This is a genomic window from Stenotrophomonas sp. YIM B13575 (assembly GCF_042787595.1).
GTDB classification, from domain to species: Bacteria; Pseudomonadota; Gammaproteobacteria; order Xanthomonadales; family Xanthomonadaceae; genus Stenotrophomonas; species Stenotrophomonas lactitubi_B.
Genome location: NZ_JBHZOP010000082.1, coordinates 18763 through 39181, shown reverse-complemented (window position 1 = coordinate 39181; position 20419 = coordinate 18763). Strand labels below are relative to the sequence as shown.

The 20419-nt window shown below is 67.3% G+C and carries 15 protein-coding genes; 9 read left to right on the top strand and 6 right to left on the bottom strand.

Going from position 1 to position 20419, the window contains the following annotated elements; translation table 11 throughout:
* The first annotated feature begins 147 nt into the window (after nt 1-147).
* Nucleotides 148-1503: a dicarboxylate/amino acid:cation symporter gene (locus ACFX4F_RS13915; RefSeq protein ID WP_099820994.1), complete on the top strand. Its 1356-nt coding sequence runs from the start codon at nt 148-150 to the stop codon at nt 1501-1503.
* Nucleotides 1504-1732: 229 nt separating this feature from the next.
* A complete protein-coding gene (locus ACFX4F_RS13910) occupies nt 1733-4024 on the top strand; it encodes an NADP-dependent malic enzyme (RefSeq protein WP_025874126.1) in 2292 nt (763 codons plus the stop codon).
* A 399-nt stretch (nt 4025-4423) separates the two neighbouring features.
* On the opposite strand, the gene ACFX4F_RS13905 is transcribed toward ACFX4F_RS13910, so the two are convergent.
* Together ACFX4F_RS13905 and ACFX4F_RS13900 are read right to left on the bottom strand one after the other, a co-directional pair.
* Nucleotides 4424-5179 carry a basic secretory protein-like protein gene (locus tag ACFX4F_RS13905; protein ID WP_380656220.1) on the bottom strand — a complete coding sequence of 252 codons (756 nt, stop codon included), beginning with the start codon at nt 5177-5179 and terminating at the stop codon, nt 4424-4426.
* On the bottom strand, nt 5176-8520 hold the full coding sequence (locus tag ACFX4F_RS13900) for a GH92 family glycosyl hydrolase (protein ID WP_380656217.1): 3345 nt from the start codon (nt 8518-8520) through the stop codon (nt 5176-5178). Before ACFX4F_RS13900 ends, ACFX4F_RS13905 begins: the two co-directional genes overlap by 4 nt.
* 436 nt (nt 8521-8956) lie before the next feature.
* Between ACFX4F_RS13900 and ACFX4F_RS13895 the strand changes: the two genes are divergently transcribed.
* From ACFX4F_RS13895 to ACFX4F_RS13880, 4 genes are all read left to right on the top strand, one after another.
* Nucleotides 8957-9154, top strand: a complete 198-nt coding sequence (locus ACFX4F_RS13895) for a zinc-finger domain-containing protein (RefSeq protein WP_025874129.1) — start codon at nt 8957-8959, stop codon at nt 9152-9154.
* Between the two features lie 15 nt (nt 9155-9169).
* Nucleotides 9170-10285 carry a glycosyltransferase gene (locus tag ACFX4F_RS13890; protein WP_380656214.1) on the top strand — a complete coding sequence of 372 codons (1116 nt, stop codon included), beginning with the start codon at nt 9170-9172 and terminating at the stop codon, nt 10283-10285.
* Nucleotides 10266-11597: an O-antigen ligase family protein gene (locus ACFX4F_RS13885; RefSeq protein WP_380656211.1), complete on the top strand. Its 1332-nt coding sequence runs from the start codon at nt 10266-10268 to the stop codon at nt 11595-11597. Before ACFX4F_RS13890 ends, ACFX4F_RS13885 begins: the two co-directional genes overlap by 20 nt.
* A gap of 233 nt (nt 11598-11830) precedes the next feature.
* Complete coding sequence (locus ACFX4F_RS13880) at nt 11831-12280, top strand: transposase (protein ID WP_380656208.1); 450 nt, start codon at nt 11831-11833, stop codon at nt 12278-12280.
* A 127-nt stretch (nt 12281-12407) separates the two neighbouring features.
* Here the strand turns inward: ACFX4F_RS13880 and ACFX4F_RS13875 are convergent, their stop codons facing one another.
* Complete coding sequence (locus ACFX4F_RS13875) at nt 12408-13325, bottom strand: LpxL/LpxP family Kdo(2)-lipid IV(A) lauroyl/palmitoleoyl acyltransferase (protein ID WP_025874133.1); 918 nt, start codon at nt 13323-13325, stop codon at nt 12408-12410.
* Nucleotides 13326-13385: 60 nt separating this feature from the next.
* Here ACFX4F_RS13875 and waaA point away from each other — a divergent pair, with 60 nt between their 5' ends.
* Nucleotides 13386-14684: a lipid IV(A) 3-deoxy-D-manno-octulosonic acid transferase gene (waaA, locus tag ACFX4F_RS13870; protein WP_380656204.1), complete on the top strand. Its 1299-nt coding sequence runs from the start codon at nt 13386-13388 to the stop codon at nt 14682-14684.
* A 230-nt stretch (nt 14685-14914) separates the two neighbouring features.
* Nucleotides 14915-16234: an amino acid transporter gene (locus tag ACFX4F_RS13865; RefSeq protein WP_243380269.1), complete on the top strand. Its 1320-nt coding sequence runs from the start codon at nt 14915-14917 to the stop codon at nt 16232-16234.
* 82 nt (nt 16235-16316) lie between these two features.
* Here ACFX4F_RS13865 and ACFX4F_RS13860 read toward each other — a convergent pair whose 3' ends face one another.
* From ACFX4F_RS13860 to ACFX4F_RS13850, 3 genes are all read right to left on the bottom strand, one after another.
* On the bottom strand, nt 16317-17675 hold the full coding sequence (locus ACFX4F_RS13860; RefSeq protein WP_099821001.1) for a TolC family outer membrane protein: 1359 nt from the start codon (nt 17673-17675) through the stop codon (nt 16317-16319).
* Nucleotides 17676-17691: 16 nt separating this feature from the next.
* On the bottom strand, nt 17692-18339 hold the full coding sequence (locus ACFX4F_RS13855; RefSeq protein WP_032975442.1) for a protein-L-isoaspartate O-methyltransferase: 648 nt from the start codon (nt 18337-18339) through the stop codon (nt 17692-17694).
* A gap of 136 nt (nt 18340-18475) precedes the next feature.
* Entirely contained in the window at nt 18476-19156 is a 681-nt protein-coding gene (locus ACFX4F_RS13850; protein ID WP_099821002.1) for a TetR/AcrR family transcriptional regulator, read from the bottom strand.
* A 123-nt stretch (nt 19157-19279) separates the two neighbouring features.
* On the opposite strand from ACFX4F_RS13850, the gene ACFX4F_RS13845 reads away from it, so the two are divergent.
* Nucleotides 19280-20416: an efflux RND transporter periplasmic adaptor subunit gene (locus tag ACFX4F_RS13845; protein WP_099821003.1), complete on the top strand. Its 1137-nt coding sequence runs from the start codon at nt 19280-19282 to the stop codon at nt 20414-20416.
* The last annotated feature ends 3 nt before the right edge of the window (nt 20417-20419 follow it).

Below are 20419 nucleotides of genomic sequence, written 5' to 3'. Positions count from 1 at the left end.
GCGCGGCGGTGCGTGGCGCGTACAAAGGCGTCCATTGGTCGCACCCCGCGCCTGCAATCCAGGGGCGTGCGATCAGTTTCCACGGTAACGGTTCCCGTGCATTTCCGGGGCCGTACGTGCCTGAAAACGCCCCTTCCGGAGTCCGCCATGCACATCCCGACCGCTGCACCGGTGCCCAGCAAGCCGTTGCCGCTCTACCGCCAGCTGTATTTCCAGGTGATCGTGGCGATCGTCCTGGGCGCTGTCCTCGGCCACTACGAGCCGCTGATCGGCGAGAAGATGAAGCCGCTCGGCGATGCCTTCATCAACCTGGTGAAGATGATCATCGCCCCGGTGATCTTCCTGACCATCGTCACCGGCATCGCCGGCATGACCCATCTGCGCACGGTGGGCCGGGTGTTCGCCAAGGCGATGGCGTATTTCCTGTTCTTCTCCACGCTGGCGCTGATCGTCGGCATGATCGTGGCGCACGTGGTGCAGCCCGGCGCCGGCATGAACATCAACCCGGCCGAGCTGGACCAGACCGCGGTGCACAGCTACGTCGAGAAGTCGCACGACCTGACCCTGGTCGGCTTCCTGATGGACATCATCCCGAAGACGCTGCTCAGCGCCTTCGTTGACGGCAACATCCTGCAGGTGCTGTTCGTGGCGGTGCTGTTCGGCATCGCGCTGGCCTCGGTGGGCGAGAAGGGCAAGCCGATCCAGAACTTCCTGGAAGCGCTGGTCGCCCCGGTGTTCAAGCTGGTGCACATCCTGATGAAGGCCGCGCCGATCGGTGCATTCGGTGCCATCGCCTTCACCATCGGCAAGTACGGCGTCGGCTCGCTGGTCAACCTGGCCTGGCTGGTCGGCTCGTTCTACCTCACCGCCTTCCTGTTCGTTGCGGTGATCCTGGGCGTGGTCTGCCGCCTGTGTGGCTTCTCGGTGTTCAAGCTGGCCCGTTACCTGAAGGCCGAGCTGCTGCTGGTGCTGGGCACCTCGTCGTCGGAGTCGGCGCTGCCGTCGCTGATGGAGAAGATGGAGCGTGCCGGCTGCAGCAAGTCGGTGGTCGGCCTGGTGGTCCCCACCGGCTACTCGTTCAACCTGGACGGCACCAACATCTACATGACCCTGGCCGCGCTGTTCATCGCCCAGGCCACCAACACCGAACTGACCCTGGGCCACCAGATCGCCCTGCTGCTGGTGGCGATGCTCAGCTCCAAGGGCGCCGCTGGCGTCACCGGTGCGGGCTTCATCACCCTGGCCGCCACCCTGGCGGTGGTGCCGGAAGTGCCGGTGGCCGGCATGGCGCTGATCCTGGGCGTGGACCGCTTCATGAGCGAATGCCGCTCGCTGACCAACTTCATCGGCAACGCGGTGGCCACGGTGGTGGTGTCGCGCTGGGAAGGCGCGCTGGACCGCGACCGTCTGAAGCTGGCGCTGGATGGTCGCGAAAGCGAACTGCCGCCGCCGGTCGATGCCGTGCCGCTGGCAATGACCGAGGCGCTGCCCGCCAAGGGCTGATCCGGGTGTGTGGTACTGCGGGGCCGGTCACGACAGTGGCACGGCCCCGCAGCGTTTCAAGGCGTCCCACGGCTGTCATCGCCAGCGCTGAAGCTGTGCTCTGGTAACGTCGCATACGCCATGGAATTGTGCGGTCGCAGCATCACTGCGACAGCATAGCGACAGGTCCGACCGCTCCAACGGGGGTATGATCCCCTGTCCCTTCTGCCCATTCATGTAACCCACATCGATGTCCAACGAAGATTTCAAACAGGCCGCCCTCGATTACCACCGGATGTCTCCGCCCGGCAAGATCAAGGTTTCCGCTACCAAGCCCATGCTGACCCAGCGCGACCTGTCGCTGGCGTATTCGCCGGGCGTGGCGTACGCCTGTGAAGCGATCAAGGCCGACCCGCAGCAGGCCAGCGAGCTGACCGCCCGCGGCAACCTGGTGGCGGTGATCTCCAACGGCACCGCGGTGCTGGGCCTGGGCAACATCGGCGCACTGGCCGGCAAGCCGGTGATGGAAGGCAAGGGCGTGCTGTTCCAGAAGTTCGCCGGCATCGATGTGTTCGACATCGAAGTGGACGAGAACGACCCGGACAAGCTGGTCGACATCATCGCCTCGCTGGAGCCGACCTTCGGCGGCATCAACCTGGAAGACATCAAGGCACCGGAGTGCTTCATCGTCGAGCGCAAGCTGCGCGAGCGCATGAAGATCCCGGTGTTCCATGACGACCAGCACGGCACGGCGATCATCGTCGGTGCCGCGGTGCTGAACGCCATGGCGATCACCGGCAAGAAGATCGAAGAAGTGAAGCTGGCGACCACGGGCATGGGCGCGGCCGGCATTTCCTGCGTGAACATGCTGGTGCAGCTGGGCCTGAAGCCGGAGAACATCCTGGCCTTCGACCGCGAGGGCGTGATCCACACCGGCCGTACCGATCTGGACCCGGAAAAGCTGCGCTATGCGCGCGACACCGACAAGCGCACCCTGGCCGAGATCGTCGACGGCGCGGACATCTTCCTGGGCCTGTCGGCGCCGGGCATCCTGACCGCCGAGATGGTCAAGACGATGGCGCCGGACCCGGTGATCTTCGCGCTGGCCAACCCGACCCCGGAAATCATGCCGGAACTGGTGCGCGCTGCGCGTCCGGACGCGATCATCGGTACCGGCCGTTCGGACTACCCGAACCAGGTCAACAACGTGCTGTGCTTCCCGTACCTGTTCCGCGGTGCGTTGGACGTCGGCGCGACTGCGATCAACGAGGAAATGAAGATCGCCTGCGTGCGTGCTATCGCCGCGCTGGCCCGTCGCGCCGCCACCGACATGGGCTCGGCCTATGGCGGTGAGACCCCGAGCTTCGGCCGCGAGTACCTGATTCCGCGTCCGTTCGACCGCCGCCTGCTGGTGGAGCTGTCGGCTGCCGTGGCCCAGGCCGCGATGGATTCGGGCGTGGCCGCCCGTCCGATCGCCGACATGGAAGCCTACCGGCAGAAGCTGTCGCAGTTCGTCTACCGCACCAGCCTGATGATGAAGCCGGTCTACGACCGCGCGCGCAGCGACAAGCAGCGTGTGGTGTATGCCGAAGGCGAAGAGGAAGTGGTGCTGCAGGCGGTGCAGAACGTGGTCGACGACGGCCTGGCACACCCGATCCTGATCGGTCGCCCGGAAGTGATCGAATCGCGCATCGAGCGCCTCGGCCTGCGCCTGAAGATCGGCGAGAACATTGAAGTCACCAACATCAATGACGACCCGCGCTTCAACGAATACTGGCAGTACTACCACGGCCTGACCGGCCGTCGTGGCGTCACCGTGGCCGCCGCCAAGAACCTGATGCGCTCGCGCCCGACCCTGATCGCCGCGGTGATGGTGGCCCGTGGCGAAGCCGATGCGATGCTGACCGGCATCGTCGGCCGCTTCCACAAGAAGCTGGGTTACGTGCGCAGCGTGCTGCCGCTGGAATCGAAGGTCACCTCGACCTCGGCGATGACCGGCGTGATCAACCAGCAGGGCGTGTTCTTCTTCGTCGACACCCACGTGCAGGAAGACCCGACCGCCGAGCAGCTGTGCGAAGCGACCCTGCAGGCGGCGTACCGCATGAAGCTGTTCGGCGTCGAGCCGAAGGTGGCACTGCTGTCGCACTCCAACTTCGGCAGCCACGATTCGAAGGATGCGCTGAAGATGCGCCAGGTGCGCGAGCTGCTGCTCAAGCGCAACCCGCGTCTGAACGTGGACGGCGAAATGCAGGGCGACACCGCATGGGATGAAGCCCTGCGCCAGAAGCTGCTGCCGGGCTCGACCCTGCAGGGCCGTGCCAACCTGTTCGTGCTGCCGAACCTGGAAGCGGCCAACATCGCCTACAACCTGGTGCGCGTGTTCACCGATGGCGTGGCGATCGGCCCGATCCTGATGGGCGTGAACAAGCCGGTGCACATCCTGACCACCAGCGCGACCTCGCGCCGGATCCTGAACATGACCGCGATTGCCGCCGTCGATGCGCAGATCCGCAAGCAGATCGAAGCGGAAAAGAAGGCATAAGTCTTCGTTCCGCTGCGATCTGCAGAAGCGCGCCCCGCGGGGCGCGTTTCTGTTTCCGCCCAGCGGAATCCGGATCGGGTAGCGCCGGGCCATGCCCGGCGAGCGCGCAGCGCGGCGCTTCTCGCATTCCGCCAGGCGTGGCCCGGCGCTACCGGAGAACTGCAGCCGCCCGGTAATCGCCCTGCAACCTCGCTGCGGCCCAATACGCCCACGCGGCCTGGCCGTGGGAAGGGACCGGACCGGCCTTCCCACCCTGGGCCCGACCAACTTTCCATGGGCGGAGCAGAGTCATGCGCAGTCGAGTGAGCAAGCGGTATTTCCAGCAGTTGTTCGCGCTGTACGCCGGCTTCGTGCAATCGCGTTGAAGGCCGCCGGGGCATCGCCCCGGCAGCGTCGAACTTACCGCCGCTTCGCGCGTCGCGCGGGCGGCGGCGCAGGGGCCGGGGAGCGCGGCTTGGCGAACTCCGTCCACAGCGCCGGCAGCGTCTTGCCGGTGTGTTTCTGCCACAGCGCCGGTGCATAGCGCCCGTCGCGCAGATCCTTGTCCAGTGCCAGCACCAGTCCCGGGTGCGCCGCTTCGGCCCACTTCAGGAAAGCACCGGTTACCCGATAGCCACTTTCCACCGTCTGCCCTTGGCTCAACTTGTCCGGCAACGCCCAGCCGGCAGCGGTGTTGTTCATGCCGTAGCGATCGCGCGCGTAGTCGGCGATGCCCTCCACCAGCCAGCCCGGCACGCGCTTGTCGCCGTAGCTGGGGTAGCCCTGCACGATGTGCATTGCTTCGTGGGTCACCAGATCGATGTCATCCGGGTGCTGCACCAGCCAGCCCGGATTGATGGTGATGGTGCTGGCCTTGTCCTTGTCGCCGACGAAGGCGACGCCGTTGTACGCCGGATCGATCACGATGCGCACTTCGTTCGGCGCGGCCGGGCGGAAGTCCGCACGCTCGCGCAGGTAAGCGAAGTAGAACGTATCGATGATGCGCTTGCGTACCGGCGCGGCCAGCGCACCGGCAGCATCCTGGTAGTACAGGGTCACCCCGTCACGGCTGACCTGGCCATCGAAGGCCTGGGTCTGCGGCTGTGCCTGGCTGAGACTTGGAAATACAAGGGCGGCAAGAGCGAGGGGGAGGAAACGTAGGCGCATGGACGTCATTGTAGGGGGGAGGGCGCCAACAGTTCGATCTCGGCCAGCTGCAGGCGCCCCGGCGCAGCCAGGCGCAGACGGTACTCGGCGTAGCGTGAGGGCGAAGCGATACGGAACGGGCGGGTCTGCCGGGCCGAGGTGAAATCTTCGCCGCGGCGCTGGTCCAGTGTTACCCAGCGCCCGTTGCCGGTACGTGCTTCCAGTGTCCATTCGCCGCCGCGGATAGCGCCGTCACCGCTGGTCAGCGTGTACATCGTCGGTACGCCATCGCCCACGTGGCTCAGCGCGATGGTCGCGCCACCACCCAGCGGCACCGCCGTTGTGGCATCGTCGTCCACCAGCGCGGGCAGGGCGCGACCGTCGGCCAGCGTTGCCTGCGCGCCGCTGCCCAGAAGGTCGTGCAGCAGGTGCGGCCGCTGGCCACGGGCGGTCAGCGAGCGCGGTACATCATCCACGCCGCTGCCCCAGCGCGACGGCTGCGGGCCCATCACGAAGTCCAGGGTCGCACCCTTGGCGATCACTTCGTGCGGCACCCAGGTCTTCGTCCACGGCTTGCCGTTGATCTTCAGCGACTGCACGTACACGTTCTCACGCGAATTCTGCGGCGCATTGACGGTCAATACCGCACCGCCCTGCAGCTCCACGCGCGCATGCTGGAACGCCGGCGAACCAATCGCGTATTCCGGCGCGCCCATCCGCAGCGGATACAGGCCCAGCGAGGCCAGCACGTACCACGCCGAGGTCTCGCCGTTGTCCTCGTCGCCCGGATAACCCTGGCCGATCTCGCTGCCGACATACAGCCGCGACAGGATCTCGCGCACATGCTGCTGGGTCTTCCACGGCTGTCCGGCATACAGGTACATCCACGGGATGTGGTGCGCCGGCTGGTTGCTGTGCGCGTACATGCCCATGCGCACGTCGCGTGCCTCGGTCATCTCATGGATGGTGCCGCCGTAGGAGCCGGCGAACGAGGCGTCGGCGGTTTCCGGCGTGGCGAAGAAGGTGTCGAGCTTGGCGGCCAGCTTGTCGCGGCCACCGTACAGCGCAGCCAGGCCTTCGCCATCGTGCGCGGCGGTGAAGGCGAACGTCCAGCCATTGGATTCGGTGTAGTCGTGGCCCCACACGCACGGGTCATAGTCCTTGGCATCCAGGCGCCAGCTGCCATCGGCCTTGCGGCCCTGGAAGAAGCCGGCGGCCGGATCGAACATCGTCACGTAGCTGGCGGCGCGGTAGCGGAAGTAGTCGGCTTCGGTGGCGTAGCGTTCGCGCGCGGACGATGTCGTCGCGCGCTTGGCCAGCGCTTCGGCCATGTTGGCGATGCCGAAATCATTGAGCGCACCTTCCATCGTCCACGACATGCCTTCATGCACGTCGGCGCTGGCATAGCCGCGGAACGTCGAACGCTCCATGCCCTTGCGGCCGACATGGCGGTCCGGCGGCACCACGGTGGCGTTCTTCAGCGCTGCGGCATAGGCCTCTTCGGGATCGAAGCCGCCGATGCCCTTCAGCCACGCATCGGCGAAGGCCACGTCCGAGCTGGTGCCGACCATCAGGTCCGCGTAGCCGGGCGAGGACCAGCGTGCGATCCAGCCACCGGCGCGGTACTGCTCGATGAAGCCTTGTACCAGCTGCCCGGCATCATCCGGGGTGAACAACGCGTACGCCGGCCAGGTAGTGCGGAACGTGTCCCAGAAGCCGTTGTTGACGAACACCTTGCCGTCGCGCACCGGTGCGAAGCTGCGCGTTCCGCTGCCATCGGTGTTGTCATCGGCGGCGCTGGCCTGGCTGGCATAGCGCCAATCGGGAGCGGCGGCGGTGCCCGCATTCTCGTGGCCGGAATTGGGGTACAGGTACAGCCGGTACAGGCTGGAGTACAGCGTGGTCTTCTGGTCGTCGCTGGCGTTGCCGATATCGAAGCGGGCCAAGCGCGCATCCCACGCATCCTGTGCACGCCCGGCCACGCTTTCCAGCGTATCGGCGGCGGCGATTTCCAGCGCCAGGTTGTGGCGCGCCTGCTCGACGGAGATCAACGAGGTGGCGATGCGCATGGTCACCCGGCGCTCGCTGCCCGCGTCGAACTTGATGTAGCCGGTCGGGCGGCCGGTACCGATCTGCCCGCTGCTTTGCCACGGCCTGTCGAAGCTGGCCACCACATACATGCGGGTGGCGCCGTTGGACAGGCCGCTGCGGGTATCGGTGTAGCCGGACAGCGTCTGCGTGGCGGCATCAAGGGTGAGTCCGCCGCGCGCATCAACGTTGTCGAACAGCAGGTTGGCGTCGCCGCCTGCGGGGAAATCGAAGCGGAACAGCGCGGCATGGTCGGTGGGGGCGATGGACGCGGCGATGCCGTTGTCGAAGCGCACGTCGTAGCGATACGGGCGCGCGCTTTCCTGCGCGCGGTCGAAGGACAACGCCCGCTTGCTGCGATCAGCCTCAGGCACACCGCGCGTGGCGGAGGGCATCACCTGGAAGGTCTGGCGGTCGCCCATCCACGGGCTGGGCTGGTGGCTCAGGGCAAGCGCCTGCAGCTGCGGCCGGTTCTTCGCATCGTTCTGCTCGTTCCAGCGGTACAGCCAGTTCAGTGCGCCGGCATCGGTCACCGGCGTCCAGAAGTTGAAGCCGTGCGGTACAGCGGTGGCCGGGAAGTTGTTGCCGCGTGAGAAAGTGCCGTTGGCCTGGGTGCCGCGCGTGGTCAGCACCCAGTCGGAGACGCGCTGCGGTGCCTGCCGTGGCTGCACGTCCAGGCGCACGTCGTCGATCCAGCCCGACACCGGGGCGCCATCGGCGCTGGCCACCTCGAGCTCGATGGCGATCACGCGGCGGCCCTTCAACGCGGGCACATCGCCCAGGCGTACCGCCTTGCGCGCCCACTGCTGCGGATACAGCGTCTTCGAATCGCCCTGCGCCTGTGCGCCCAGCGCCACGCCGTGCTGGTCGCGCGCGCCGCTGGCGGATACGCGGCTGCCATCGTCCAGCAGCAGGTCCAGCGACACATAGGTGGAGGCCACGCTGTCCTTGCCGACGATCTCCGGCAGTACCAGCCAGGACAACGTGGTGTCGGCGTCGATGGGCACATCGGTCTTGAACAGTTCGCGGCGTGCCTGGCCGCCGTTGGCGCTGTAGTGCAAGGCATGCAGGCCGCTGTAGCCGACGTTGCGCTTGGCTGCGTACGGCGCGCCAGGGCCACTGCCGACCTCGACGGACAGCGCGCCATTGGACCGGGCCGGTGCCGGTTCGCCCGGCTCGAAGGAGGTCTGCAGCCCTTGCGCCAGCACCGGCGTCGCAGTGGTCGCACAGGCCAGGGCCAGGGCGAGCGGAAGCAGGGCGCGGCGTGGATCGGACAGGGTCATGCAGGGTCTCCCGGTAGGGCAGGCGGCAGGCAGAACCCGCATCGGCGAACACCACGGACAGCATCGCCCCGTCCGCCGCAGGGCAGTCGGGAGGCGATGCAGGTCCGGTGGGGGGCGGGCCATGCGATCGGGTCAGGAATGGATCGGACCCGATGCTGCAACAGCGGGCAGCGCCCTGACAAGTGCCATTTAGTTCGATCCAAATGCGGGAAATTCGAACGGCGGCCGGTTCTGCGCGGAACTGACTGGCCTGCTTGGGGATTTCCCGCCGCAGGGCAGGGCCGTGCCGGCGCCAAAGGGTCAGGGCGGTCGCGCGGGGCAGCATCGGCGAAGGCTGGAAGCTGGCCGCCGCGCGCAGCGGCCACGCAGCGCACGGTGTTTGCCGGGCCCAGATGCTAGAATCGCAGGCCTCGCAATCCGTTCATCGACATCCGCCATGAGCCATACCGCCACCGCGCCCGCCAACGCCGAAAAGCGCTACACCGTGCACCGCAGCGATCTGCCGCTGAGCTGCCCGACTCCGGAAATGGCGCTGTGGAACTCGCATCCGCGGGTGTACCTGCCGATCGAAGACGAGCCCAACGGGCAAGCGCAGTGTGCTTACTGCGGCGCCGTGTTCGTGCTGGCCGACTAAGCGGCCGCCCCCTCGATGCGCCGATTGACCGTGGTGCAGTTGCTGCCGGCGCTGCACTCCGGCGGTGTCGAGCGCTCGACCCTTGAAATCGCCGCAGCCCTGGTCGCTGCCGGCCATCGCGCGCTGGTGGTGTCGGCCGGTGGTCGCCTGGTGCAGCCGCTGCTCGACAGCGGTGCCGAACACCTGACCCTGGATATCGGCCGCAAGTCGCTGCTGACGCTGCGCCATCTGCCGACCCTGCGTCGCCTGTTCACCGATGTGGGCGCCGACATCGTCCATGCCCGTTCGCGCCTGCCGGCGTGGCTGGGGCTGTACGCGATCCGTGCGATGCAGCCGGCGCAGCGCCCGCATTGGGTCACTACCGTGCATGGGCTGAATTCGCCCAGCCGCTACAGCGCGGTGATGACCAGCGGCGAACGCGTGATCTGTGTATCCAACAGCGTGCGCGACTACGTGCATACGCATTACCCGACGGTGCCGCACGCCAGGCTGCAGGTGATCCCGCGCGGGGTGGAGGTCAGCCAGTTCCCACGTGTGGCCCGCGCCGATCGGCGGCCGCGGCTGGCGCTGGCGGCGGACTACCCGTGGCTGGCCCAGGTCGATGGACCGCTGTTGCTGTTGCCCGGTCGCGGCACGCGGCTGAAGGGGCACGCCCACGCGCTGCAGTTGCTGGCCGATGTCCGTGCAGCAGGCGTGCCGGCACAGCTGTGGATGCTGGGCACCGACGAGCCTGGCCGCGAAGCCTATGTGGCAGAGCTGCGCAAGCAGGCAGACCTGCTTGGCGTGACCGACACCGTGCACATCAGCACGCCGACCGCGCGCATCGCCCAGGCGTACGCCGCCAGCGATCTGGTGCTGCAGCTGTCGGACAAGCCGGAAGCCTTCGGTCGCACCGTGGTCGAAGCGTTGTCGGTCGGCAGGCCGGTGCTGGGTTGGGACCACGGCGGCGTCGGCGAACTGCTGCAGCAGCTGCAGCCCAGTGGCGCCGTGCCGCTGGGCAATGCGCAACTGCTGGGTGAACGTGCGCTGGCCCTGCTGGCACAGCCGCCATCACTGCCGGGTCGTATCCCGTTTACCCTGCAGGCCATGCAGCGCGATACCCTCCGTCTTTATGCCGACCTCGCTGGCTGACGCCACGCCGCCCCTGCGCGACGAGCGCGCCGGCCGCTGGGCACCCTGGTGGGTGCTGGCCTACGTCGCGTTGTGGCCGCTGCCAGGCATCGCCGAAACGGTGCTGGGCCTGGGAGCGTTGTACGCCGCCGCACGCATGGTCATCCGCCGGGTGCAGCATCGACCGCATCTGCTGAGCCCGGCCGCGTGGGCGCTGACATCGATTCTCTTCCTGGGCTACTGGTTGCCGCAGGCGTTCTCGGCCTTCGATGCCGTGGACCCGTCGGCGTCGTGGACCAAGGCGGCGGCCGGGCTGCGCTATCTGCCTTTCATGTGGCTGGTGGCGATCGCCGTGGCTACCCCGCAGCGGCGGCGCTTGACCCTGGGTGGGTTGGCGCTGATCACCGGCCTGTGGACGCTCGACGCGCTGGTGCAGGCACTGGCAGGTACCAGCCCATGGTTCTGGTCGCTGCAGCAGATCAAGCTGGCCATCAGCGGCCACGCATTGTGTCCGGCTGAAGAAGCCGCGCTGGCTGATCGTCTCAGCGGGGCGCTTGGGCCGTGCAACCTGAAATTCGGCCAGGTGCTGGCCAGCCTTTCGCCGTTCCTGTTGTTGCCGGTGGCGCGCCGTTTCGGCAATGCGGGCTGGTTGCTGGCCGCTGCTGCAGTGGGTGTGGTGCTGCTGCTGGCCGGCTCCCGTGCCTCGTGGATCACCTTCAGTCTGGTGGTTGTCTACAGCGGCGTGCGCCAACTGGGGTGGAAGCGGCTGGGCCTGCTCGCGCTGCTGGGGGTTCTCTCGGCAGGCGTAATGACCGCCAGCGTGCCGCAGCTGCGGGAGCGTGTGGCGCGCACCGCAATGGCCTGGGATGGGGACGAGGACGGGGTCGAACAGGCACTGTCCGGTCGTACCCGCATCTGGAGCGCGGCGGCCTGCATGATCGAAGCGCATCCGATCAATGGTGTCGGTGCACGTGGCTTCCGCGATGCCTATCCCCATTGCGTTGCGGATGAAGGGCCGGCGGTGTGGGGCACGATGCCGGCGCTGCACGCCCATCAGATCGTGCTGGAAATCCTTGCCGAAACCGGTGTGCTGGGTCTGTTGCTGTGGCTGGCGGCGGTGGCGCAGGCATGGCGCGCATGGCGCTTCGCGCCGGCAGCGGCGCGTGAGCGTGCACGGCCGGCGATGCTGGCACTGGCGGTCACCGTGTTCCCGCTCAACACCCACCTGGCGTTCTATTCCGCGTTCTGGGGCGGCCTGACCGTGCTGCTCGCCGCGCTGTTCGTCGGCACGTTGCTGGCGCGCGAACCGGACGATCTGCCGCGCGCCACGTAGCGCCGTATCCACGCATGGCGTGGCTCTACTGGAGTGCGTGGGGCGGGGCTGTATCCATGCATGGCGTGGATTTACCGGATTACGCGGGGACGATGGTCGTGTCTGATCAGTAGATCCACGCCATGCGTGGATGGGCTTTCCTCTGAACATTGGCCGTCGTCGCGGCTTTTCCCGACCTGCCGCAAGGCGGTCTGCCAATGCACGAAGGGCCCCGCAACGCGCAGTCTGGTTCCATGGCCAGCCCCAGACTCCGTTACGGTCGCTATTCCCGATCCGGCAACGTGTACTCACTGACCACGGCGACCCACGGCCGTGCGCCCGTGTTCGCCGATGCCGCCAACGTGGCGGTCCTGGTCGATACCCTGCGTTTCATCGAACGCAATGGTTTCAGCCACAGCCTCGCCTGGGTGGTGATGCCCGACCACCTGCACTGGTTGATGGAACTGCGGAAGGGAACCCTGGCCCAGTGCATGGCCGTGCTCAAATCACGCAGCAGTCGGCTGCTGAACCGGCAATTGGGACAGAAAGGGCCGCTGTGGCAGCACGGCTACCACGACCATGCGGTACGCACCGATGAATCCCTTCATGAGAAGGCGATGTACATCCTGGCCAATCCGGTGCGGACTGGACTGGCCAGCGAGTTGGGGGAATACCCGCATGCGTGGTGTCGCTGGCCGTTGTAGATTCCGGCATCGGAACGGAGAGCATCCACGCATGGCGTGGATCTACTGGAGTGCGCGGGACGATGGTCGTGTCGGTTCAGTAGATCCACGCCATGCGTGGATGGGGCGTTCCCGAACGCCCGTCAAATCACTTGTAGAAATCGCTCCGCCCACCGGGCTGACGCTTGAAGCGGCGGTGGATCCACAGGTACTGGTCCGGTGCCTCGCGCACCATCTGTTCGATGGCCTGGTTGACCCGCGCGGTATCCGCTTCGACATCTTCGCTGGGGAAGTTCTCCAGCGGCGCGCCGATCTTCAGGAAGTACTTTCCGCCTTCGCGGCGATGGAAGTAGGGGATGACCGCACACCCGGTCATCCGCGCCAGCTGGTGGGTCGCGGTGATGGTGGATGCAGTGTGGCCGAAGAACGGCACGAACACGGTGTCCTTGCCGCGCATGTCCTGGTCGGGCGCGTACCAGAGGAAGCCGCCCTTCTTCAGGTGGCGCACCGTCGCGCGGATGTCCTCGTTGGCGTACATCGCCTTGGCGTAGCGCAGGCGGCCGAACTTCACCGCCCACTCGTACACCGGGTTCTTGTGCTTGCGGTACATGCCGGACAGGTCGACGTGGTCGCACAGCAGGCGGCCGCACATCTCCAGGGTCATGAAGTGGCCCGAGACCAGCAGCACGCCGCGGCCCTCGGCCTGCATCTGCTTGAGGTGTTCCAGCCCTTCGATGTGCACCTGAGGGCGGATGCTGTCGATGCTGCCCCACCAGGAGCGCGCGCATTCGAAGATGCCCACGCCCAATGCGTCGAAGCTGTCGCGCACCAGGCGCTTGCGCCAGGCCTCGTCCTTCTCGGGGAAGCACAGCTTGAGGTTGACCTCGGCGGCGTGGCGGCGGCTGCCGGCCAGGCGCCAGGCGATCGAGCCGACGCCGCGGCCGAGCACGCGCTGCAGCGTCCACGGCAGCCGGGCGATCCCGAAGGCGGTGAACATGACGGCAAACATCGGCCAGTTGCGTGGATCGCGCAGCGACGGACGGACGGCGGTGGTGGCATCGGACATGCCGCCATTCTACCAACCCGGCCGCGTGTCTTTCCCGGGGGGCTCCCGTATCCTTGCCGCATGCGTAAAGACCCTGTCGAATGGATCCTGCGTGGCCTGTACTCGGCCGTGCTGTACCTCCTGCTGCCGATCACCGTGTACCACCTGGTCTGGCGCGGCTTCCGGGTCCGTGAATACTTCCGGCGCTGGGATGAACGCTATGCGTCCTATCCGCAGCCGAGCGGCCAGCCGCGGGTCTGGCTGCACGCGGTCTCGGTGGGCGAGGTCAACGCCGCTGCACCGCTGGTCAACGCGCTGCGCGCGCAGCGGCCGGACATCCGCTGGGTCATCACCACCATCACCCCGACCGGCTCGGAACGGGTGCGCGCGCTGTGGGGTGATGCGCTGGACCACGTGTACCTGCCCTACGACGTGCCGGGCAGCGTCAACCGCTTCCTCGGCCACTTCCAGCCCAGCCTGGCGCTGATCCTGGAAACCGAGCTGTGGCCGAACATGCTGTTCGGTTGCCGCGACCGTCGCATTCCGGTCTACATCCTCAATGCACGCCTGTCGGCACGGTCGCTGCGCGGCTACCGCGTACTGGCGGCGTTGATCCGGCGTGCGCTGCGCACGGTCACCTGCGTGGCCGCACAGTCGCAGGATGACGCCGCACGCTTCGTGCAGCTGGGTGCGGCGCCGGAACAGGTGCAGGCGTTGGGCAACCTGAAGTTCGACATCGCCACGCCGGACGTGCAGCCCTTCATCGAACAGTTCCATGCCCATGTGCCGGCCTCGCGCCCGGTGTGGATCGCGGCCAGTACGCATGATGGCGAAGAACAGGCGGTGATCGACCTGCACCGCCGCCTGCGCCAGCAGCATCCGGACCTGCTGTTGCTGTGGGCGCCGCGGCATCCGGAGCGCTTCCCCAAGGTGGAAGCGCTGGCCCGCGAGCAGGGCTGGAACGTGGCGACGCGGCGCGCGCAGCAGTGGCCGGATGCGGGCAGCGATGTCTTCGTCATCGACACGCTGGGCGAACTGATGCCGTTCTATGGATGTGCTCAGGTCGCCTTCGTCGGCGGCAGCCTGCAGGCCATCGGCGGCCACAACCTGCTGGAGCCTGCGGCAATGGGCACTGCAGCGGTGACTGGCCCGCACCTGCACAACTTCGCCGAGATCTCGCGGCGCATGCGTGAGGCCGGCGCACTGCTGATCGGTGAGGACGTGCAGGCGGTGGGTGATCTGCTGCTGCACCTGCTCGACGACGCGCAGGCGCGTGAAGACATGGCCCGCGCCGGTTGCACGCTGGTCAGCAATGGTCGCGGCGCGCTGCAGCGGACCCTGCAGCTGGTGGCTCCGCATTTGCCGCCACCGCTGGCCTGAGCCCCCGCGTGTTGCCGCCAGGCCTCCTGCCAGCTGGCTCTCTCTGTCGTGATCGCCTGTATCAAGCCCGCTTGATGGCCTTGAATCTGTCGTAGCCGGACCGCTGCCGCCGTCCGCTGCGTGCAGGCTGTCACATCGTCATTCGTATGGCGCAGATTCCGATTCCGCCTACCGCGTCAGGCTGCCAGCCTGCTGTCGACCGTGCTTGGACGACATCAAGGGAGCTTTGAATGATCGGCGACAACGGAGGCGCGCTGCAGGGCAGCGCGAAGACCAGAGGGTTGGGCACCGACCATCTGCTGGTGGTGGCGCTGACCCTGCTGATGGGCGGCAGCGTTGTCGCCCTGGTCGGCCAGCATACGGCGGCGCAGGCCGGGCCCGCCATTGTCCTCAGCCTGCTGCTGGCGGCGCTGGGCACGCTGCCGATGCTGTATTGCCTGCGTTCGGCGATGCGGCGCGTGCCGGATCCTTCCGGTCTGCACGGTCTGCTCAGTGCCGCCTGGGGCAAGCCGCTTGCGGATGTACTGGTGATCGCCCTGCTGCTGGAACTGACGGCGACCACCGCAGGCCAGGCGCAATCGATGGCGAGCCATCTGTACGCCGCCGCTGGGGCCGTCGACGTCGCTCCCACGCAGTGGATGCCATTGCCGATGGCGGCGTCGATCCTGTTGTTGCTGCTGGGCGCTGCCACTGCAGTGTTGCGGATGCCGTGCGCGTTGCTGGTGGCCAGTGCACTGCTGACGGTGAAGCTGGGCGTGGGCCTGTTGCTGTTGTTGCTGGCGGCACGCCACGTGCACTACGCACACTGGATTCCCTGGCTGCCATCAGCGACCGCGCCCTACCGCTTCGGATTGGGCGGCGTGCTTGCAGCGGGTGTGGCATTGCTCGGTGTCCTGCTCGGTGCAGGTCTGCTGGCAGGGTTTGCCGGGAGGCTGCCGCGCCCTCGTCCGCAGGTTTCCAACGCCGCCGGCGCGGCGTTGCTGATGGCGATGTTGTGGCTGATGGTAGTGGCTGCGCTGCAATCGGGCCTGGTCGAGTTTGCGGCCCTGGCCAGCACCCGGCCGCTGTCGGTGGCATTGCAGGGCGTGCCGCAGCTGCAGTGGTTTCTGCCGTTGTTGCCGTTGGCGGGCAGCGCCGGGCTGGCGGCCCTGCAGATGGTGTCGCTGCTGTTGGCGGCGCGGTTGGGGCTGGAGCTGTGGCGGCCTGCGTCGGGTGATGCGGGCCCCCATGCGCGTCTGCTGGTGACGCTTGCGCTGACCGTGCTGGCGGCTGCCTTGGCGTTGTCGCTGCCGGACGGTTGGCTTCCGCAGTTGCCGGGGCCTGCAGGCCTGCTGGTCCTTGCCGCCGTGTGCCTGGGCGTTGCCCGCAGCCAATGGCAGTCGCGGACGGCGGGCGTCGAATGGCGACTGATCCCGATGTTGCTCGCACTTGTGGCGACCGCCCTGTGCCTGTTGCCAGCTGTTACGTCCCGGCTGTTCCTGCCGCTGCTGGTGGTGCTGGCGGTCGTTTCGGCAGGCGTAATGCGTCGACAGGCGGGGCGTTCGCGCTAGCGCCACGCGCGGCGCCAGCCATCTGCGATCACTAAAAAAGCCACCCTTGCGGGTGGCTTTCTGATCAGACCGGTGCGCCGACTCAGTTCGTGGTCGTGGACGGGTTGCCCGCGTCCTGGGTCAGCAGGCGGTTGATGTCCTGCAGCTCGGCGACATCCAGGCCACCCACGGCCTGGCTCAGCAGCAGGCGGTTCTGCAGGAAGTTGTAGCGGGCCTGTGCGTAATCCAGCTGCGCGGAAAACAGGATGCGCTGGTTCTGGATCACGTCCAGCACCGTGCGGGTACCCACTTCCAGGCCGACCTGCGAGGCATCGTAGGCGCTCTGTGCGGAAACCACGGCCAGGCGGCGCGCTTCCACTTCGCTGATGCCCTGCACCAGGGTCTGGTAGGCATTGCGCGTGTTGCGGTCCAGTGCGCGCTTCTGCTGCTCGAAACCATCCTGGGCGATGTCACGCTGTGCCAGCGCCTGGCGCACGCCGGACTGGGTGGCGCCGCCAGAGAAGATCGGCACGCTCAGAGTCAGGCCGATGCTGTTGGTGCGTGCATCGGGGGAGAGCGAACCGGCGCCGACGCTGTCGCCCCAGGTCGCGCTCTTGCCCCAGCTGCCGCCCAGCGACAGGGTCGGGTAGTGGCCACCACGGGCCGCCTGCACGCCGGCTTCGGCGGCACCGACCTTCAGTTCCTGCGCCTTCAGCGCCGGATTCTGCGTGGTCGCCTGCTGCACCAGCTGGTCCAGGTTGCCGCGGTTGGCCGGCACTTCCGGACGGAAATCGGCCGGCAGGCCCTTCAGGTTCATCACCGGCTGGCCGGTCAGTTCGGTCAGGGCCTGGTAGTTGTCGGCCAGGGTGTTCTGCGCAACGATCGTGTTGGCGCGCGCCTGGTCGTACTGGGCGCGTGCTTCGTGCACGTCGGTGATCGGCGCCAGGCCCACTTCCAGTCGCTTGTCGGCGAAGTCGAACTGCTTCTTCGCGGCCGCTTCGTTGGTCTGTGCGGCGTTCAGCGATTCGATCGCCACCAGCACGTTGAAGTAAGCCGCCGAGGTGCGCACGATCAGGTTGTCGTTGGCCGAATCAAGGGTGAAATCCGCCGCCTTGCTCAGCTCGCGCTGTGAGCGCAGGTTGTTGATCTGCGTCCAGTTGAACAGCGTCTGGGTGCCATCAACGGTATAGCTGCGGCGCTTGCTGGTGAACGAGCCGGAGTTGGCATCAGCGTTCGGCTCGCTGCGCGAGCGGTTCAGCTGCGCTGCACCGTTGATCTGCGGCAGCAGGGCAGCGCGCGCCTGCACGGCGCCTTCCTTGTCGTACAGCCGGGTGGATTCGGCGGCGGACAGCTGCGGGTCGCCATTGCGCGCCATTTCATAGACCTGCAGCAGGTCGGCGGCATGGGCGGACAACGGCAGCAGGGCAGTGGCCAGCGCAACAGCGAGGGATCGGCGGATCATTGCGGCTTCCTTGGACTCAGAGGTGGAACTGGGGGGCCGGGGCGGCACCACGCAGGTAATCGATATCGGTCTCGAACAGCGACTCGGTGCTGCCATCGGCCTTCACCAGCAGCGCTTCCATGGCCGGCGAACGGCCCTGGATGACATACAGACGACCACCCGGACGCAACCACGAAGCGAACTGTGACGGCACCACGTCAACGGCGCCAGTGACACAGATCACGTCGAAGCGGCGTTCGGTCTGCCAGGCCAGGCCATCGGCCACTTCCACGCGCACGTTGGTGCCCAGGCCGGTGGCATCCAGGCGGGCGCGTGCAGCAGCGGCCAGTTCCGGATCGATTTCCAGGCTCAACACGTCGCGCGCGAGCGCGCCGATGCAGGCCGACAGGAAGCCGCTGCCGGTGCCGATTTCCAGCACTTCGTCACCCGGCTGCAGATCCAGTGCCTGCAGGGTACGGCCCTCGATGACCGGCTTCATCATCTTCTGGCCGTTGCCGATCGGCAGTTCGACATCGGCATAGGCCAGCGCCCGGTGCGCGTCGGCGACGAAGGCCTCGCGCGGCAGGCGGGCCAGGACGTCGAGCACCTTGATGTCCAGCACGTCCCAGGGACGGATCTGCTGTTCCACCATCAGTTCGCGGGCGTGGGCGTAATCAATCGTCATGAGGTTCAAATCCAGCGCAGTGGGCCGGCCATTTTACCGGTGCCGGAGGCCGGCGGCGCGCCCAGAGCATCAGCTGCGGGGTGGCCGGGGTCGCAGTGCCGGAAGTCATCGCGACCTCCGGTTCGTTCAGTTTTGGTTATCCAGCGGTTCCGGCCTCTCGCGGGGCGTAGGCGCGCAGGAAGAAATCCACGCTGGCGGCCACGTGGAGGGCAGCATCGGTCTCGACGGGTGACAGTGGCATGCCGCACATCATATGCATGTGCACTTCGCCCTTCACCAGGGTCAGGAACTGCTGGCCGGCGATGTAGCAGTCGGGGATGTCCAGTTCACCGCGCTCGGCACGCAAGCGCATGAAGTCGGCCAGCGCCTCGCAGGTGCGTTGCGGGCCGGCCTGCCAGAACAGTTCGCGCAGGCGCTCGTCGGTCTCCGGGGCCATCATCACCCGCTGGATCGACAGGGCCGCGTCGGAGGTGATCATCTCGAAGAACGCCATGCCGATGCCCAGCAACTGGTCGCGCAGGGGGCCTTCGACGTCGGCCACGAACAGTGCGTCGGGCAGCATCTCCATGCACTTGGACTGCACAGCTTCGGAGAACAGGGTCTCTTTGTCGCCGAAATGGCTGTATACGGTCAGCTTCGAGACGCCGGCCTGGGCCGCGATGCTGTCCATGCTCACGCCGCTGTAGCCCTGTTCGATGAACAGTGTCTTGGCTGCCTCGAGTATCGCCGCGCGCTTGCCCAGATCCTTGGGGCGCCCGGGACCGGCAGCCTTGGCAGCGGGCTTGGCCAACGGCTTTCGGGAAGTGGGAGAACTCATCCCGCTAATACTAGACCAAGCGGTTCGATATTTATACTATACCGGCTGGTTCACTAATGTACGCGTTGCAACAGTATGTTGCCGGCGCGTTCCCCCCGGATTTCTTTTCAGGTCCTGTACCTCATGAAAAACATGCGTTGGTTGGGCGTAGGCGTACTGGTCGTGGTGTTGGCAGCGTGCGGCAAGCAGGCCGCCGAGCCGGTGGAGGCCATTCCGGTGCTGGTGGTGCATCCCACCACGCAGGACGGACAAGCCGCGGCCGCCTACCCCGGCGAGGTGCGTGCCCGCCAGGAAAGTCCCCTGTCGTTCCGCGTTGGCGGCAATCTGGTCAAGCGCCACGTCGACGCCGGCGAGCGGGTGAAGAAGGGCCAGCTGCTGGCCGAGCTGGATGCGGCCGACTACGCCTCGCAGGCGGCGGCGTCGCAGGCGCAGCTGGCGGCGGCGGAAGCAGACCTGGTGCGCGCCCGCGATGACCAGAAGCGCTACGCCAAGCTGGCCGAAGACCAGCTGGTGAGCCGCTCGGCACTGGACCAGCAGACGGCGGCGTTCAAGGCCGCACAAGGCCAGGCCAATGCCGCGCGGGCCAACCTTGCCGTGGCCCGCAACCAGGCCGAGTACGCGCAGCTGCGCGCGCCCGCCGATGGCGTGATCGCCAGCCGCCAGGCCGAAGCCGGGCAGGTCGTGAGCGCGGGGCAGACGGTGTTCACCCTGGCCGCCGATGGTGGCCGCGAGGTGCTGATCGCGCTGCCGGAAAGCAACATCCGCGACTACAAGGTCGGCCAGTCGGTGCAGGTGGAACTGTGGAACCGCCCGGGTCAGCTTCTGCCCGGCACCCTGCGCGAGATCGCCCCGGCCGCCGATGCACAGGCCCGCACCTATGCCACGCGGGTCAGCCTGGCGCCGGAAGCACTGAGCGAAGTGGAGCTGGGCCAGAGTGCGCGGGTGTTCGCCACTGCCGGTCGCAGCGGCGCGTTGCAGCTGCCGCTGGCGGCCGTGCTGCGCGGCAGTGACGGCAAGGCCAGCGTGTGGGTGGTCAATCCGTCCAGTGGTGCGCTGAAGGCAACCCCGGTGCAGGTCGGTGCCTATGGCGCGCAGGCCGTGCCCGTGGTGTCCGGCGTGGGCGCGGCGGACTGGGTGGTCGCTGCCGGCGGCCATCTGCTGCGCGAAGGCCAGGTGGTGACGCCGGTCGATCGCCAGAACCGCCCGGTGCTGGCACCGTCGGCCGCCAAGCCGGCGCCGGCCGCAGGCAAGGGGCACTGACCC

Bases quoted from the DNA above. Each gene is read 5' to 3' on its own strand.
- ACFX4F_RS13875 (WP_025874133.1), bottom strand. From the start codon at position 13,325: ATGTCCGATGCCACCACCGCCGTCCGTCCGTCGCTGCGCGATCCACGC.
- ACFX4F_RS13910 (WP_025874126.1), top strand. From the start codon at position 1,733: ATGTCCAACGAAGATTTCAAACAGGCCGCCCTCGATTACCACCGGATG.
- ACFX4F_RS13900 (WP_380656217.1), bottom strand. From the start codon at position 8,520: ATGACCCTGTCCGATCCACGCCGCGCCCTGCTTCCGCTCGCCCTGGCC.
- ACFX4F_RS13850 (WP_099821002.1), bottom strand. From the start codon at position 19,156: ATGAGTTCTCCCACTTCCCGAAAGCCGTTGGCCAAGCCCGCTGCCAAG.
- ACFX4F_RS13915 (WP_099820994.1), top strand. From the start codon at position 148: ATGCACATCCCGACCGCTGCACCGGTGCCCAGCAAGCCGTTGCCGCTC.
- ACFX4F_RS13855 (WP_032975442.1), bottom strand. From the start codon at position 18,339: ATGACGATTGATTACGCCCACGCCCGCGAACTGATGGTGGAACAGCAG.
- ACFX4F_RS13880 (WP_380656208.1), top strand. From the start codon at position 11,831: ATGGCCAGCCCCAGACTCCGTTACGGTCGCTATTCCCGATCCGGCAAC.
- ACFX4F_RS13895 (WP_025874129.1), top strand. From the start codon at position 8,957: ATGAGCCATACCGCCACCGCGCCCGCCAACGCCGAAAAGCGCTACACC.
- ACFX4F_RS13845 (WP_099821003.1), top strand. From the start codon at position 19,280: ATGAAAAACATGCGTTGGTTGGGCGTAGGCGTACTGGTCGTGGTGTTG.
- ACFX4F_RS13885 (WP_380656211.1), top strand. From the start codon at position 10,266: ATGCCGACCTCGCTGGCTGACGCCACGCCGCCCCTGCGCGACGAGCGC.
- ACFX4F_RS13890 (WP_380656214.1), top strand. From the start codon at position 9,170: ATGCGCCGATTGACCGTGGTGCAGTTGCTGCCGGCGCTGCACTCCGGC.
- ACFX4F_RS13865 (WP_243380269.1), top strand. From the start codon at position 14,915: ATGATCGGCGACAACGGAGGCGCGCTGCAGGGCAGCGCGAAGACCAGA.
- ACFX4F_RS13905 (WP_380656220.1), bottom strand. From the start codon at position 5,179: ATGACGTCCATGCGCCTACGTTTCCTCCCCCTCGCTCTTGCCGCCCTT.
- waaA (WP_380656204.1), top strand. From the start codon at position 13,386: ATGCGTAAAGACCCTGTCGAATGGATCCTGCGTGGCCTGTACTCGGCC.
- ACFX4F_RS13860 (WP_099821001.1), bottom strand. From the start codon at position 17,675: ATGATCCGCCGATCCCTCGCTGTTGCGCTGGCCACTGCCCTGCTGCCG.